Genomic DNA, 14,666 nt, shown 5'->3' with positions numbered 1-14,666 from the left:
CGGTCATTTAGGCCGACTATCGCGGTTGGACGTCGCAACCGCGTGGGTTGCGACATCCCGGGTGGGTCAAAAGCGACATAGGAGTGGGCGGCCCTACAAATAGCGAATGGTGCAGTTCAAGCGTCGTTTTCGGGTTGAAAGCGACACCCGCTGCGCGCCCGATTCTGTCGCAATCATCCAAATTCGAGCTGTTCCAGATAGCGTTGACGCCACTGGTTGATGTCGTTGGCGCGCAGGTGGTCCATCATCGCGTTCCAGCGCTCCTTGCGCTTGTGCAGCGGCATGGTCGCGGCCGTGGCGATGGCATCGGCGACGCCGTCCAGGTCGTGCGGGTTCACCAGCAGCGCCTGCTTGAGCTCGTCGGCGGCACCGGCCAGCAGTGACAGCACCAGCACGCCGGGGTCGTCCGGGTCCTGCGAGGCCACGTACTCCTTGGCGACCAGGTTCATGCCATCGCGCAGCGGCGTCACCAGCCCGACCGCGGCGGCGCGGTAGAAGCCGGTCAGCGTGGCATGCGCGAAGTTCTGGTTCACATAGCGCAACGGCGTCCAGTCCGGTTCGGCATAGCCCCCGTTGATGTGGCCGGCGGTCTGTTCCAGCTGGCTGCGCAGCTGCCGGTACTCGGTCACATCGCCCCGCGAGACCGGAGCGATCTGCAGATAGGTCAGGCTGCCGCGCTGGTCGGGGTGTCGCTGCAGATAGCGTTCAAAGCCCAGGAAACGCTCGGGCAGGCCCTTAGAATAGTCCAGCCGGTCCACGCCAATCGCCAACTGTCGGTCGCGCAGGCTGTTGCGCAGATCACGCACGGCCGGTTTGCTGGCCCCGGCCCTGGCCAGCCGCTCGATCTGGGCGGTATCGATGCCGATCGGGAACGCCGCCGCGCGGAACTGGCGTCCGCCCGGTGCCTGCAGCAGCCCGCCATCCACCACCTGGCCGCCGCCGAACAGGCGCACATAGGACTGGAAGCGGTCGGCGTCGCGCTGGGTCTGGAAGCCAACCAGATCGTAGGCGTAGAGGCTGGAGAACAACCGCAGGTGGTCGGGCATGGCCTGCAGCAGGTCGGCCGAGGGCATGGGCACGTGCAGGAAGAAGCCGATGCGGCAGCCAATGCCGCGCTCGCGCAGCAGCGCGCCTAACGGAATCAGGTGGTAGTCGTGGATCCACACCACGTCGTCTTCGCGCAGCAGCGGGGCCAGCTTCTCGGCAAACAACGCGTTGACCCGGCGATAGGTCTCGCGGGTGGCGCGGTCGTAGTCCACCAGATCCAGGCGGAAATGCAGCAGGGGCCACAGTGTGCGGTTGGCGAAGCCGTTGTAGTAGCCGTCCACGTCACGCTTGTTGAGGTCCAGCGTCACGTAGCGGATGTCGCCTTCGGTCTGTTCATGCACGGCACCGCTGGCTTCCTTGACCGACTTGCCGCTCCAGCCGAACCACAGCCCACCGCGCTCCTGCAGCGCGGCCTGCAGGCCCACCGCCAGCCCACCGGAGATCGATTGCCCGGGCACCGCCACCCGGTTGGAGACCACCACCAGCCGGCTCATGAGGCTTCCTGCCAGCTGCGCGACAGTCGCATCGCGGCGGTGATCAGGCCCACGTGCGAATAGGTCTGGGGGAAGTTGCCCCAGGCCTCGCCATTGTCGAAGGCCAGGTCTTCGGACAGCAGGCCCAGATGATTGCGGCGCTCCAGCAGCATCTCGAACATCTCGCGGGCCTCGTCGAGGCGACCGATTGCGGCCAGCGCATCGATGTACCAGAACGTGCAGATGGTGAAGCTGGTTTCCGGCTCGCCGAAGTCATCCGGGGCCACGTAGCGGTACAGTGCGTTGCCGTGCTTGAGGTCGCGGCCGATGGCATCCACGGTAGCGACGAAGCGGGCATCGTCGGCCTCGATGAAGCCGATGTCCGCCAGCAGCAGCAACGACGCATCCAGCCGATGCCCGCCGAAGGTGTCGGTGAAATGGCCGAGGTCCTCGCTCCAGGCCTCGCGCAGGATGCGTGCATGCATGACGTTGGCGCGGTCGCGCCAGTACGTTGCGCGTTCGTCCAGCTTCAGGCGCACCGCGATCTTGCACAGGCGATCGCACGCGGCCCAGCACATCGCGCTGGTGTAGGTGTGCACCTCCGTGCGGCCCCGGAACTCCCACAGCCCGGCATCGGGCACGTCGTGCAGCGCGAACGCCTGTTCGCCCAGCGGTTCCAGCCGCGCGAAGGTGTGGGTGTCACCCGGGTCCTGCAGGCGCTGGTCGAAGAACAGCTGGGTCGAGGCCAGCACCACGCTGCCGTAGACATCGTGCTGGCGCTGCACCCAGGCCAGGTTGCCCCGACGCACCGGGCCCATGCCGCGGTAGCCGTCCAGCGTGGCCACTTCGTGTTCATCCAGCTTGGCCTCGAAGCCAATGCCGTACAGCGGCTGCAGGCTGCCGTCGGCGGTAGCCAGGTTGAAGATGTAGCCCAGGAACTGCTCCATGGTGCGGGTCGCACCCAGGCGGTTGAGCGCACGCACCACGAACGCCGCATCGCGCAGCCAGCAGTAGCGGTAGTCCCAGTTGCGGATGCTGCCCGGCGCTTCCGGAATGGAGGTGGTCATGGCGGCGATGATCGCGCCGCTGTCTTCGTACTGGCACAGTTTCAGGGTGATGGCGCTGCGGATCACCGCGTCCTGCCATTCCAGTGGAATGGACAGGTAACGCACCCATTCTCGCCAGTAGTCGCGGGTGCGCTGGAAGGCTTCCTGCACATAGCCGCTGATCGAGCGGGTCAGGGTTTCATCCACGCCCAGCACCAGGTGCACGGGGTGGTTGAGCACGAACGGCAGCTGGTCGCGGACGAAGCGCAGCGGCACGTCGGTGGTCAGGCGCAGCACGTGGTCAGGCAGCACCCAGCGGATGTGGTTGCTGCCCCAGGTGGCGTCGGGCACGTCCGCACCCCAGTTGGCCAGCGGACGGGCGCGCACGATGATGCGCGGGCTGCCCTTGAGCGGGCGTACCTGGCGGATCAGGCTGACCGGTCGGTAGAAACGGTCGTTGTTTCGCCAGCGTGGCGCGAAGTCGATGATCTCCAGCGCGCCACCGTGTTTGTCATACAGCACGGTGCGCAGAATGGCGGTGTTGGTCAGGTACTGCTGCTCGCTGCCGGTCATGTCTTCCAGCTCGATGGCGAAATCGCCACCTTCCTGGGCGTTGGGCTGCAGCAGCGCGCAGAACGTAGGGTCGCCGTCGAAGGTCGGCAGGCAGCTCCAGACGACGCGGCCGTGGCGGTCAATCAGCGCACCGAAACTGCCGTTGCCGACCACGCCCAGGTCAAGATTGGGTTCACTCATGCGGGGGATTTCCAGTTTCAGTAAGCGTTCTCGCGCAGCCAGCCATGCACGTTGCGGATCTGCGGCAGGGCGAACACCGCTGCGCTGGGTTCGCGCGCACCCACCAGCACGCTCCAGCCGTGCAGGGTGTTGGCGGCATCGAAGCCATATTCGTCGGTGAGGTCGTCGCCCAGGAATACCGGCACGCGCCCGCGGAACGGGGTGTGCTGCATCAGCTGGCGGATGGCGCGGCCCTTGTCGCTGCCCACGGGCACGAACTCGACCACATGGTCGCCCGGTTGCAGGCGATAGCCGCTGTGTCCACGGATGTGGCGTTCAGCAAATTGCTGCACCTCGGTGCCGGCGTGCGGCGCGCCGCGCCAGTGCAGGGCCAGGCTGCGGCCCTTGTCTTCCACCAGCACGCCAGGATGGCCGTGCGCGAAGCGCATCGCCTGCTGGTGTACGGCGTGCAGCCAGGTGCTGGTGTTGCTGTCGTCGGCCGCATCATGCGCGGGCGGATCGAGCGTGGGATGGGTGCGCAGTTCGTGGCCATGCAGGCCGGCGGCGGGCAGTCGCAGCGGAGCGAACAGCGTATCCAGCTGCTCCAGCGGTCGGCCGCTGATCAGCGCGACCGCGCCTTCGAGCCGGTCACTGATGCGTCCGATCGCCTCGCGTACCTCGGGCAGCAGGCGCACTGCCTCGGGGTCGTCGGCAAATTCGATCAGGGTGCCGTCCACGTCCAGGAACAGCGCGCAGGCATCGTCCAGCAGTGGCGGCGGCGGACGTTGGGGGAAGTCGTTGGCCATGGAAGCCAACATGCCAGCGCGGATGTGATTGTCGGGTAATGACAACCACATCCCGATGGCGTCCGGTTGCCGCGGGTTCACGGCGCGTTGCGCCGCCGCCCGACCAACGGTCGGGCGCTACCGGATCATCGGTAGGTGACGACCGTTGGTCGTCACCGGGGATCAGAACGTATACCGCACGCGCCCGTAATAATAGGCACCATTGCTGCCAATCGGCGACAACACGTCATACGGCAGGTTGCCGAAGTAATAGATGTCCTCGTTGGACAGGTCCGAGTAATTGTCGGTCAGGTTCTGACCACCCAGCGCCACGCTCCACTGCGGGGTGATCTTGAACTCCACTTCCGCGTCCAGCTGCCATTCCGCGCCATAGGTCTGGCGCGGAATGTAACCGTCACCGAAGTTGAACACCCGCGTGGCGCTGCCGTAGCGGGTCAAGCGGCTGTTGAGCGCCCAGCGGTCATTGTTCCATGCCGCCGCCAGCGAACCGCGCGTACGCGGGGTGGCATCGGTCAGCGTGTTGGTTTCCTCCAGGCCAAACAGCACGTAGTCCGGGTCGAGTGCAAGCAGGTTGGCCGGCGTGGCCAGCACGTTCTTCAGCGTGGTCTTGTTGTAGGCGTAGGTGCCGGTCAGCACCAGCTCACCGCCGCCCAGCGACTGCCGCCAGTTGCTCACCAGTTCCGCGCCGCGGGTGCGGGTGTCGGCGGCATTGACGAAGAAGCTGGCGCTCTGCAGACCCGCCACGCCGAACTGCTGCTGCACGTAGTCGGTCAGTGCATCACCGGTGATGCTTTCCGACAGCGCAATGCGGTCATCGATATCGATCTGGTAGAAGTCCAGCGACACATCGAAGTGGTCACCGATGCGGCTGGTGAAGCCCAGGCTGGTGTTGATCGACTTTTCCGGCTTCAGGTCGGTGGCACCCAGGCCACGGGCAATCGGGTTGTTCACCGACAGGGTGCGGCCCTGCACCAGCTGGCCGGCAGCGTTGTACCCGGTGGAGGTGGATTCATAGCCGATCTGTGCCAGTGACGGCGCGCGGAAGTTGTTGGAGATGGCACCGCGCAGCGCGAACGCCGGGGTGAACTCATAACGCAGGCCCAACTTGCCGGTCAGCTCGCCGCCGTAGTCGTCGCTGTGCTCATAGCGTGCGGCCAGGTCGCTGGAGAAGTGGTCACCGAAGGTGCTGGACAGGCTGGCGTACGCGCTGGCGACATCGCGCGAGAGCGAGGTGGCATCCTGCGGGGTCAAGCCTCCGCCGGCCTGCGAACCGGTCGGGCGGTCGGTGTACGGGCCCGCGGCGTAGCTGGCTGCATCGCCCGGACGGGTCTGGTAGTGGTCGCGGCGCGCTTCCAGGCCCAGGCCCAGGCTGTGGCTGTTGTTGCCCTGGGTGAACACCCGGCCCAGGTCGAAGTTGCCCACGGTCAGTTCATTGCGGTAGTCGCCGGTCTTGAACGTGGTCGGGCTGGTCGGGCCCAGCGAGGCGTTGAGCGAATTGCGCAGGCGGTAGGTGAAGGTGTTGAAGCCGTAGTCCAGGCTGGCGTCGTAGTTCCATTCGCCCCATTGGCCCTTCGCGCCGGCCACGGCCTGCACGTCACGGTTCTCGCCTTCCGAAATCGGGCGGTAGCCGTTCGGATAGACCTCTGTCCAGTTGGCATCGCTGTCGGGGTAGCGGAAGTAGTTCGCGCCTTCACTGTCGCGCTGGTTGAAGGTGCTGAAGAAGTAGAACTTCGAGGTCTCACCGAACGGCAGTTCGCTGTTGATCCAGGCGTTCAGATCCTTGGTCTTGCCATCGCCCAGCACGTAGTTGCGCTGGCCCTGCAGGGCAAGGTTGGTGTCGCTCTGGTCCCACGGCGGAATCTGGTCGAAGCCGGCGCGGTTGGTGCCTTCGCGGTTCTTAAGTTCCAGACCCACACGCAGGAAGCCGCCGTTGTCACCGAGCCCGGTGCCGACCTTGGCGCTGAAGAAGCTGGTCTGGCCGTCGGTAATGGTGCGGTCAATCGGCTTCAGGTCGGTGTGGTGCGCGCCGAAGCTGGCTTCAATCGCACCGCCTTCGGGCGCGTTGTCGAGGATCACATTGATGACCCCGGCCACCGCATCGGAACCATACAGCGCGCCGGCACCGTCGCGCAGCACTTCGATGCGCGAGATCGCGCTGACCGGAATCGAGTTGAAGTCCACCGGCGTGGTGCCCTTGCCGATCTTGCTGTCGGTATTGACCAGCGCGCTGGTGTGGCGGCGCTTGCCGTTCACCAGCACCAGTACCTGGTCGGGCGAAAGACCGCGCAGCTGCGCGGCGCGCACATGGTCGGCACCACCGGAGTTGGACTGGCGCGGGAAGTTGAACGACGGCAGCAGGGTCTGCAGGGCGCTGCCGAGTTCGCCGTTGACCACGCCGGCCTTGCGGATGTCCTCAGCGGTGAGCACGTCCACCGGTGAGGTGGATTCCAGCACGGTGCGGTCAATGGCGCGGGTACCGGTGACGATCACCGTGTCCAGCGTGGTGGCCGAAGCCGGCGCGTCCTGCGCGTGAAGGTCCTGGGCCAGCAGGGGAGCGGGAAGGACCAGGGCAATGGCAAGGCCAAGGCGTGACGCGGACGGGCGGGACATGCGAACTCCAGCAGAACGACGGGGGCAGGGAGGATCCGGATAGTTACATTTACATCCATCCGGATGAAGCGATATATTATCCCCGCGTGATGCTGCACCGCAAGGTCGCGGGGGGCCATGCTCGTTATGACCATGCGTTATGACTGAATTCCACGGCGTAGGGACACGCCATGCGTGTCCGCCGTACCCTCCCAAAGCCCCCTGTTCCGGAATGCCCATGAAAGCCCATGTTCTGCTGCTCGCCCTCATCCTCACCGCCGCCGGCTGCGCAACCACATCGGGCCCGACGACCCGGCCGGCGGAACCCGCGGCCGTCACCGCTACCCTGCAGGGCGACGCCGCACGTCCCGACGCCGCCGCAGGCTGGGTGCGCAGCGAGCTGTACTTCGGCGTGGGCGAAGAGAGCGGGGCATCCGAGCGCAAGCAGACCGATGCGATCACCGAAACGCAGTGGCGCGAGTTCCTCGACAAGCAGGTCACGCCGCGCTTCCCTGATGGCCTGACCGTGTTCGATGCCTACGGCCAGTGGCTGTTCCGTGGCGCGAAAGAACCCAACCGCCTGCGCACCAAGGTGCTGGTGGTGCTGCATGAGAACACCCCGCAGCGTCGCGCCGACATCGAGGCGATCCGGCTGGCGTGGAAGCAGGCCACGGGACACCAGAGTGTGCTGTGGGCGCAGCAGGCGGTGGAAGTTTCGTTTTAACAGAGACATACATTGGTATGAACCGGCGTTTTCTCGCACGCCGGTGTCACCTGCACAGGACTAGGCTGCAGCTTCCCCCGGAACTGTGGAAGCCCTGTCATGAGCAAGCGCGTTGCCGAAATTGTCGTTGAAACCCTGCAGGCGGCCGGTGTGCGCCACTGTTACGGGATCGTCGGCGACACCCTCAATCACGTCACCGATGCCATCCATCGCAGCGACATCGACTGGGTGCACGTGCGCCATGAAGAGGTGGCTGCGTTTGCCGCCGGGGCCGATTCGCTGATCAGCGGGCAGCTGACCGCCTGCGCAGGCTCCTGCGGTCCGGGCAGCCTGCATTTCATCAACGGCATTTTCGAAAGCAACCGCAACCGCGCGCCGCTGGTGCTGATTGCCAGCCAGATCGTCACCGCCGAACTGGGCATGGAGTTCCCGCAGGAAGTGGACTTCAAGGCGGTGTATGCCAGCTGCAGCGTGTTCTGCGAGCAGGTGCACAGCCCGGAACAGGCGCGCCGCGTGGTGGCGTTGGCCTGCCAGGCGGCGATCAGCCGCCGCGGCGTGGCGGTGGTGATCCTGCCCGCCGACATCAGCGAGGCCGAGGTGAAGCACGACGTGCCGTTCGGCGTGCATTTCACCCAGCCCGTGCTGCGCCCCAGCGACGAGGAGCTGCAGCGGATCGCAGGTCTGATTGCCGAAGGAAAGCGGATCGGCATCTACGCCGGCGCAGGCTGCGAGCACGCGCATGACGCGCTGGTGGCGTTGGGTGAGCGGCTGCAGGCTCCCATCGCGCACACGTCGCGGGCCAAGGACTTCGTGGAGTACGACAACCCGTACAACATGGGCATGACCGGCATCTTCGGCATCGAATCCGGCTTCCACACCCTGATGGCCTGCGACACTCTGTTGCTGCTGGGAGCCGATTTCGCCTGGGGCCAGTACTACCCGGACAAGGCCACGCTGATCCAGGTGGACCGTGATGGCAGCCACCTGGGTCGCCGCCATCCGGTGCAGCTGGGCGTGGTCGGCGACATCGGCCCGACCCTGGAGGCGCTGCTGCCGTTGCTGCCGCCACGTGAGGACCGCAGTTTCCTGGACGAATGCATCGAGCGCCGTGACAAGGCTTTGGCCACGCGCGCTGAAGAAGAACAGCCGGGCGAGGGCACGCTGATCCACCCGCAGCACCTGACCGCGCTGATTGACCGGCATGCCAACGACGATGCGCTGTTCACTGCCGACGGTGGTTCGCCGATGGTGTGGATTCTGCGCCACATCCGCGCCAACGGTCGCCGCCGCACCCTGACAAGCCTGCTGCACGGCACGATGGCCAACGCCATGCCGCAGGCCTTGGGACTGCAGAAGGCATTCCCGGGCCGCCAGGTGATCTCGCTTTCCGGCGACGGCGGCATTGCCATGCTGCTGGGGGACCTGCTCACTGCGGTGCAGGAGAACCTGCCGATCAAAGTGGTGGTCTACAACAACAGCTCGCTGAACTTCGTAGAGCTGGAGCAGAAGGTGGAAGGGCTGCTGGACAACTACACCGATCTGAAGAACCCCGATTTCGGCCGCCTGGCCGAGGTGATCGGCTTCTACGGCCGTACCGTGACCCGCAGCGAGGACCTGGAGCAGGCGGTGCAGGACGTGCTGGCCCACCCGGGACCGGCGCTGCTGGACGTCCACACCAGCCCCACCGAGCTGGTGATGCCGCCGCAGGTGGAGGCCAGGCAGGTGGCCGGCACCGCGCTGTATGCGGTCAAGGCGGTGCTGAGCGGGCGGGTAAGGGATGTGCGGGATCTGCTGGCGAACAATTTCCTCAATAAACCCTGAAGGTCACGACCAACGGTCGTGACCTACCGGGGAGACCCACGACGGTAGGTACCGACCGTTGGTCGGTACGCCGGCCAACGGCCGGCGCTACCCGGTGTTCCACGGGCGTACCTGTTGTTGACGGCAACGAAGCCCTACCATCGGTTACCCCCCATCGCGTCCTCCTCCCGCATGTCCGCATCCCCCTCCGTCTCCGGACGTCCGCGCTGGTTCGTTGCCGGCGATTTCAACGGCTTCTTCGGTCTGGTGGTCGACAACCTGTCGATCCTGGGCTTCATCGCCATGGCGCTGGTGGGCATCTTCCAGTTCCCGGCCGACGTGGTGTTCGGGCGCATGTTCCCGGGCACCGCTTTCGGCGTGCTGGTAGGCAACGTGCTGTACACCTGGATGGCACGGCGTCTGGCCGCACGCACGGGGCGCGATGATGTGACCGCCATGCCGCTGGGGCTGGATGCACCGACCAGCATCGGCATGGCGCTGCTGGTGCTGGGCCCGGCGTTCCTGGCGTTCAAGGCGCAGGGGCTGGCCCCGCATGACGCGGCCATCGCCACCTGGCAGCTGGGCATGGCCTCGCTGGTGATCATGGGCGTGCTGAAGATCATCCTGTCGTTCTTCGGTGAGGCGGTGACCCGCGCGCTGCCGCGTGCCTCGCTGCTGGGCTCGATTGCCGGCATCGCCATCGTGCTGATGGGGTTCCTGCCGCTGCTGGAAACCCTGCGTTCGCCGGTGGTGGGCTTTGTCACCCTGGGCCTGCTGCTGTACGTGCTGGTGGCCAAGCGCAAGCTGCCGATCCGCGCCCCGGGCGTGCTGGTGGCCTTCATCTTCGGCACCGTGCTGTATTACGGGCTGGGCCTGGCGGGTCTGGGCGCGCCGGGCTTCAAGGTGCCGGAATGGACGCCGCCGCAGGTGGTGCTGCCGTGGCCGACGCTGGGCTTCATCGAGGGCCTGCCCACCGCCATGACCTATCTGCCGCTGCTGCTGCCGTTCGGGCTGCTGATGGTGGTGGGCGGCATCAACGTATCAGAAAGCGCGCGCGCGGCAGGCGATGACTACCGCACCCGCGACATCCTGCTGGTGGAAGCCGTGGCCACGCTGGTGGCGGGTCTGTGCGGTGGTGTGGCGCAGACCACCCCTTACATCGGCCAGCCGGCCTACAAGCACATGGGCGCGCGCAGTGGCTACACGCTGCTCACCGGCCTGTTCGTCGGCATCGGCGGCATGCTGGGAGTGATCTCCGGGCTGGTGCAGTGGCTGCCGCTGGCGGTGCTGGCCCCGATCATTGTGTACGTCGCCATCGACATCACCACCCAGGCTTTCCAGGCCACGCCGCGCGAGCATGCCGGCGCGATGGTGCTCGGCTTCCTGCCTTCAGTGGCGTACCTGCTGGCGATCAAGGCCCCGGGCTGGATCGCGCCGGAGCAACTGGTGGCCATGACCACCACCCTGGATGGTCACGGCCTGCCGGAACTGGCGGTGATCTTCACCTTGGGCAACGGTTTCATCATCACCTCGATGCTGTGGATCGCCGCCGTGGTGGCGATGATCGACGGCAAGCTGCTGCGCGCGTCCGGCATTCTGCTGGTGGCCGCCGCGCTGACGCTGTTCGGGCTGATCCACTCGGTGGACCCGCGCGGCGGTATTTACCTGCCGTGGGCGCTGGAAGGGTTGCCGAAGCTGATCAGCTGGCAGTTCACCGGGGCGTATGTGGGCTTGGCGGCGTTGCTGGCGTTGCTGTCCTTGCAGAAGAGCGATCACGACCAACGGTCGTGATCTACCGGGCGCTGATCGATGCGGCGCACGGTCGTCATGTACCGTGCGATGACGGATGCGGCGAAGGGTAGGTCACGACCGTTGGTCGTGACCGCAATCACGCATCCCCATCCAACTCCGGGTAATACCGGAAAATTCCGTTGGTGTTGAACGCCAGCCGCCGCTCCGAGGCCAGATACGCCGCCACGTTCGGCCGCCGCAGCACCCGGTCATGCAGCGCATGCAGCAACGGCAGCTCGCCGCGCAGCGCCTGCATGCGGCGCGGAAACATGTAGGTCAGTCCGCTGACCAGCTGGAACAGCGACAGATCCACATACGAATGCTCGCGGAGGGGATGCAGGCCGCCGTTCGCTTCCAGCACCTGTTCGAACCAGCCCAGAAACTTCGGCATCCGCTCGGCGCGCATCGAGGCCGCGCGTGCCTTGGCAGCGTCCTTCTGGTCTTCGTAATACTTCGAGCCGGCAATCGGGTGGTGCGTGTCGTGCACCTCGGCGACCAGGTCGGCGATGGTCAACTGCAGTTGCAGGGCCTGCACGCGCCGCGACGCGGCCTCGGGCACCAGCTGCAGCTCCGGGCCGAGGTGATCGAGGATCGCCGCGACCTGCGCGATCACCTGCCGCCCGCTGACCAGGAAGGGCGGGGCAAACGGCTGCAACCCCTCCTTGCTTCCCTCCAGGAAGGGGGTCATCACCTCGTCGCCGTGCTCACGTGCCATGTCGGTATAGGACGCGCCGGCGTCTTCCAGCGCAAGGCGGATGAACTCGCCGCGGCCCTGGATCCCGGTCCAGTAGTAAAGCTGGTAGTGCATGCGGGGGCTCCTTCAGGGGGTTTCCAGCTTCCCGTCGCCGTCCGAAAGCCGCTGTGAGCGTGGTGTCCCCACCGTGGCAATACGTCCCTCAGCCGAGTGTGAATAGGGTCACAAACGATGAGGGCGTCCGCTTGTCGCTGACTTGAATCACTTTGCGGCAACCGCATATCCGGTACATCTGATACGGCCGGCGACGCTGGCCACGACCTTGAAGAGGATCCCCCATGCGAATGGACAAGCTCACCTCGCGTTTCCAGCAGGCGCTGGCCGACGCGCAGTCGCTGGCCGTGGGCCGCGACCACTCCATCCTTGAACCCGTGCACGTGTTCACCGCGCTGCTCGACCAGCAGGGCGGCAGCACGCGCCCGCTGCTGTCGCAGGCCGGCGTCAACGTGCCGGTGCTGCGCGAGCGCCTGACCGAGGCGCTGGACGCGCTGCCCAAGGTGACCGGCCAGGCCGGCAACCTGTCGATGGGCAACGACCTGAACCGCCTGCTCAACGCCACCGACAAGCTGGCCCAGCAGCATGGCGATGCCTTCATTGCCAGCGAGTGGTTCGTGCTGGCCGCGCTGGAAGACAGCGGCACCCTGGGCATGGCCCTGCGCGCCGCCGGGGCCGACAAGGCCCGCGTAACCGCGGCCATCGACAAGATCCGCGGCGGTGAAAGCGTGCAGTCGGAAAACGCCGAAGACCAGCGCCAGGCGCTGGAGAAGTACACCATCGACCTGACCGCGCGTGCCGAGAGCGGCAAGCTCGATCCGGTGATCGGCCGTGACGAGGAGATCCGCCGCACCATCCAGGTGCTGCAGCGCCGGACCAAGAACAACCCGGTGCTGATCGGCGAACCCGGCGTGGGCAAGACCGCGATTGTGGAAGGTCTGGCCCAGCGCATCATCAACGACGAAGTGCCCGAAGGCCTGCGCGGCAAGCGTGTGCTGTCGCTGGACATGGGCGCGCTGATCGCGGGGGCCAAGTTCCGTGGTGAGTTCGAAGAACGACTGAAGGGCGTGCTCAACGACCTGGCCAAGAGCGAAGGCCAGATCATTCTGTTCATCGATGAGCTGCACACCATGGTCGGTGCGGGCAAGGCGGACGGCGCGATGGACGCCGGCAACATGCTCAAGCCGGCGCTGGCCCGTGGCGAACTGCATTGCGTGGGTGCGACCACGCTGGACGAGTACCGCAAGTACATCGAAAAGGACGCCGCGCTGGAACGCCGTTTCCAGAAGGTGTTCGTGGGCGAGCCCAGCGTCGAAGACACCATCGCCATCCTGCGTGGGTTGAAAGAAAAGTACGCGGTGCACCACGGCGTGGAGATCACCGACCCGGCGATTGTGGCGGCCGCGACGCTGTCGCACCGCTACATTGCCGACCGCCAGCTGCCGGACAAGGCCATCGACCTGATGGACGAGGCCGCGTCGCGCATCCGCATGGAGATCGACTCCAAGCCGGAAGAACTGGACCGCTTGGAGCGTCGCCTGATCCAGCTGAAGATCCAGCGCGAGATGCTGAAGAAGGAAAAGGACGACGCCTCGCGCCAGCGTCTGGCGGATCTGGAAACCGACATCGACGCCCTGGAGCGGGAGTTCTCCGACCTGGATGAAATCTGGAAGTCGGAGAAGGCCGCCCTGCAGGGCACCACCAAGATCAAGGAACAGATCGAGCAGGTGAAGCTGGAACTGGAATCGGCCCAGCGCCGCCAGGACTTCGGCCGCATGAGCGAGCTGCAGTATGGGCAGTTGCCGCAACTAGAGAAGCAGCTGGCCGCCGCGCAGGAAGCGGAGGCCACCGAGTTCAAGCTGGTGCAGGACCGGGTGACCGCCGAGGAAATCGCCGAGGTGGTCTCACGCTGGACCGGCATTCCGGTCAACCGCATGCTGGAAGGTGAGCGCGAGAAGCTGCTGCGCATGGAAGATGTGCTGCACGAACGCGTAGTCGGCCAGGAAGAGGCGATCAAGGTCGTCTCCGACGCAGTGCGCCGCTCGCGCGCGGGTCTGTCCGACCCGAACCGTCCGAGCGGCTCGTTCCTGTTCCTCGGCCCCACCGGTGTAGGCAAGACCGAGCTGTGCAAGTCGCTGGCCGAATTCCTGTTCGACAGCAGCGACGCCATGATCCGCATCGACATGAGCGAGTTCATGGAGAAGCACAGCGTGGCGCGCCTGATCGGTGCGCCCCCGGGCTACGTGGGCTACGAGGAAGGTGGCTACCTCACCGAGGCGGTGCGCCGTCGCCCGTATTCGCTGATTCTGCTGGATGAGGTGGAGAAGGCACACACCGATGTGTTCAACATCCTGCTGCAGGTGCTGGACGACGGTCGCCTGACCGATGGCCAGGGCCGCACAGTGGACTTCCGCAACACCGTCATCGTGATGACCTCCAACCTGGGCTCGCATCAGATCCAGGACATGAGCAGCGACGACAGCCCGGAGGCCTACACGCAGATGAAGGCCGCCGTGATGGGCGTGGTACAGGCGCACTTCCGTCCGGAGTTCATCAACCGGCTGGATGACATCGTGGTGTTCCACCCGCTGGACAAGGCGCAGATCAAGCAGATCGCGCGCATCCAGATGCACGGCCTGGAAAAGCGGCTGGCCGAACGGGGCCTGCGCATCGAGGTCAGCGATGACGCGTTCGGCTTGCTGGGCAATGTGGGCTTCGATCCGATCTATGGCGCACGTCCGCTCAAGCGTGCGATACAGGCGCAGCTTGAGAACCCGCTGGCGCAGCGCATTCTGTCGGGCGATTTCGCTACCGGGGATGTGATCAAGGTGGACGCCGCCGACGGCAAGCTGATCTTCGCCAAAGGCTGATGCCATGTAGAGCCGGGCTTGCCCGGCTGTGCTCTGCGCA

9 protein-coding genes are annotated in these 14,666 nt (G+C 65.8%); 4 read left to right on the top strand and 5 right to left on the bottom strand.

What is annotated here, in order from left to right; all coding sequences use genetic code 11:
- Positions 1-173 precede the first annotated feature (173 nt).
- The 4 genes from otsA to PDM29_RS02635 form a co-directional block, all read right to left on the bottom strand.
- The gene (otsA, locus tag PDM29_RS02650; RefSeq protein ID WP_311192355.1) at positions 174-1,541 is read right to left on the bottom strand and encodes an alpha,alpha-trehalose-phosphate synthase (UDP-forming); all 1,368 of its coding nucleotides are present in this window, start codon (positions 1,539-1,541) and stop codon (positions 174-176) included.
- Positions 1,538-3,319 (bottom strand): glycoside hydrolase family 15 protein, encoded by a 1,782-nt coding sequence (locus PDM29_RS02645; protein WP_311192354.1) that lies wholly within the window; start codon positions 3,317-3,319, stop codon positions 1,538-1,540. The genes otsA and PDM29_RS02645 overlap by 4 nt, the downstream gene beginning before the upstream one ends.
- Before the next feature lie 17 nt (positions 3,320-3,336).
- Entirely contained in the window at positions 3,337-4,104 is a 768-nt protein-coding gene (otsB, locus tag PDM29_RS02640; protein ID WP_311192353.1) for a trehalose-phosphatase, read from the bottom strand.
- A 162-nt stretch (positions 4,105-4,266) separates the two neighbouring features.
- Complete coding sequence (locus PDM29_RS02635; RefSeq protein WP_311192352.1) at positions 4,267-6,714, bottom strand: TonB-dependent receptor plug domain-containing protein; 2,448 nt, start codon at positions 6,712-6,714, stop codon at positions 4,267-4,269.
- Between the two features lie 217 nt (positions 6,715-6,931).
- Here PDM29_RS02635 and PDM29_RS02630 point away from each other — a divergent pair, with 217 nt between their 5' ends.
- The 3 genes from PDM29_RS02630 to PDM29_RS02620 all read left to right on the top strand — a co-directional run bounded on the left by PDM29_RS02630 (position 6,932) and on the right by PDM29_RS02620 (position 11,008).
- A complete protein-coding gene (locus PDM29_RS02630) occupies positions 6,932-7,417 on the top strand; it encodes a DUF3574 domain-containing protein (protein WP_311192351.1) in 486 nt (161 codons plus the stop codon).
- 99 nt (positions 7,418-7,516) lie between these two features.
- A complete protein-coding gene (locus PDM29_RS02625; RefSeq protein WP_311192350.1) occupies positions 7,517-9,238 on the top strand; it encodes a thiamine pyrophosphate-dependent enzyme in 1,722 nt (573 codons plus the stop codon).
- A 171-nt stretch (positions 9,239-9,409) separates the two neighbouring features.
- Entirely contained in the window at positions 9,410-11,008 is a 1,599-nt protein-coding gene (locus PDM29_RS02620; protein WP_311192349.1) for a SulP family inorganic anion transporter, read from the top strand.
- A gap of 97 nt (positions 11,009-11,105) precedes the next feature.
- On the opposite strand, the gene PDM29_RS02615 is transcribed toward PDM29_RS02620, so the two are convergent.
- A complete protein-coding gene (locus PDM29_RS02615; protein ID WP_311192348.1) occupies positions 11,106-11,816 on the bottom strand; it encodes a glutathione S-transferase in 711 nt (236 codons plus the stop codon).
- A 224-nt stretch (positions 11,817-12,040) separates the two neighbouring features.
- On the opposite strand from PDM29_RS02615, the gene clpB reads away from it, so the two are divergent.
- Positions 12,041-14,626 carry an ATP-dependent chaperone ClpB gene (gene clpB, locus PDM29_RS02610; RefSeq protein ID WP_311192347.1) on the top strand — a complete coding sequence of 862 codons (2,586 nt, stop codon included), beginning with the start codon at positions 12,041-12,043 and terminating at the stop codon, positions 14,624-14,626.
- Positions 14,627-14,666 lie beyond the last annotated feature (40 nt).

It is taken from the genome of Stenotrophomonas oahuensis (genome assembly GCF_031834595.1).
GTDB lineage: Bacteria > Pseudomonadota > Gammaproteobacteria > Xanthomonadales > Xanthomonadaceae > Stenotrophomonas > Stenotrophomonas oahuensis.
The sequence above is the reverse complement of the archived record's forward strand: the minus strand, read 5'-3'. Positions and strand labels throughout refer to the sequence as shown.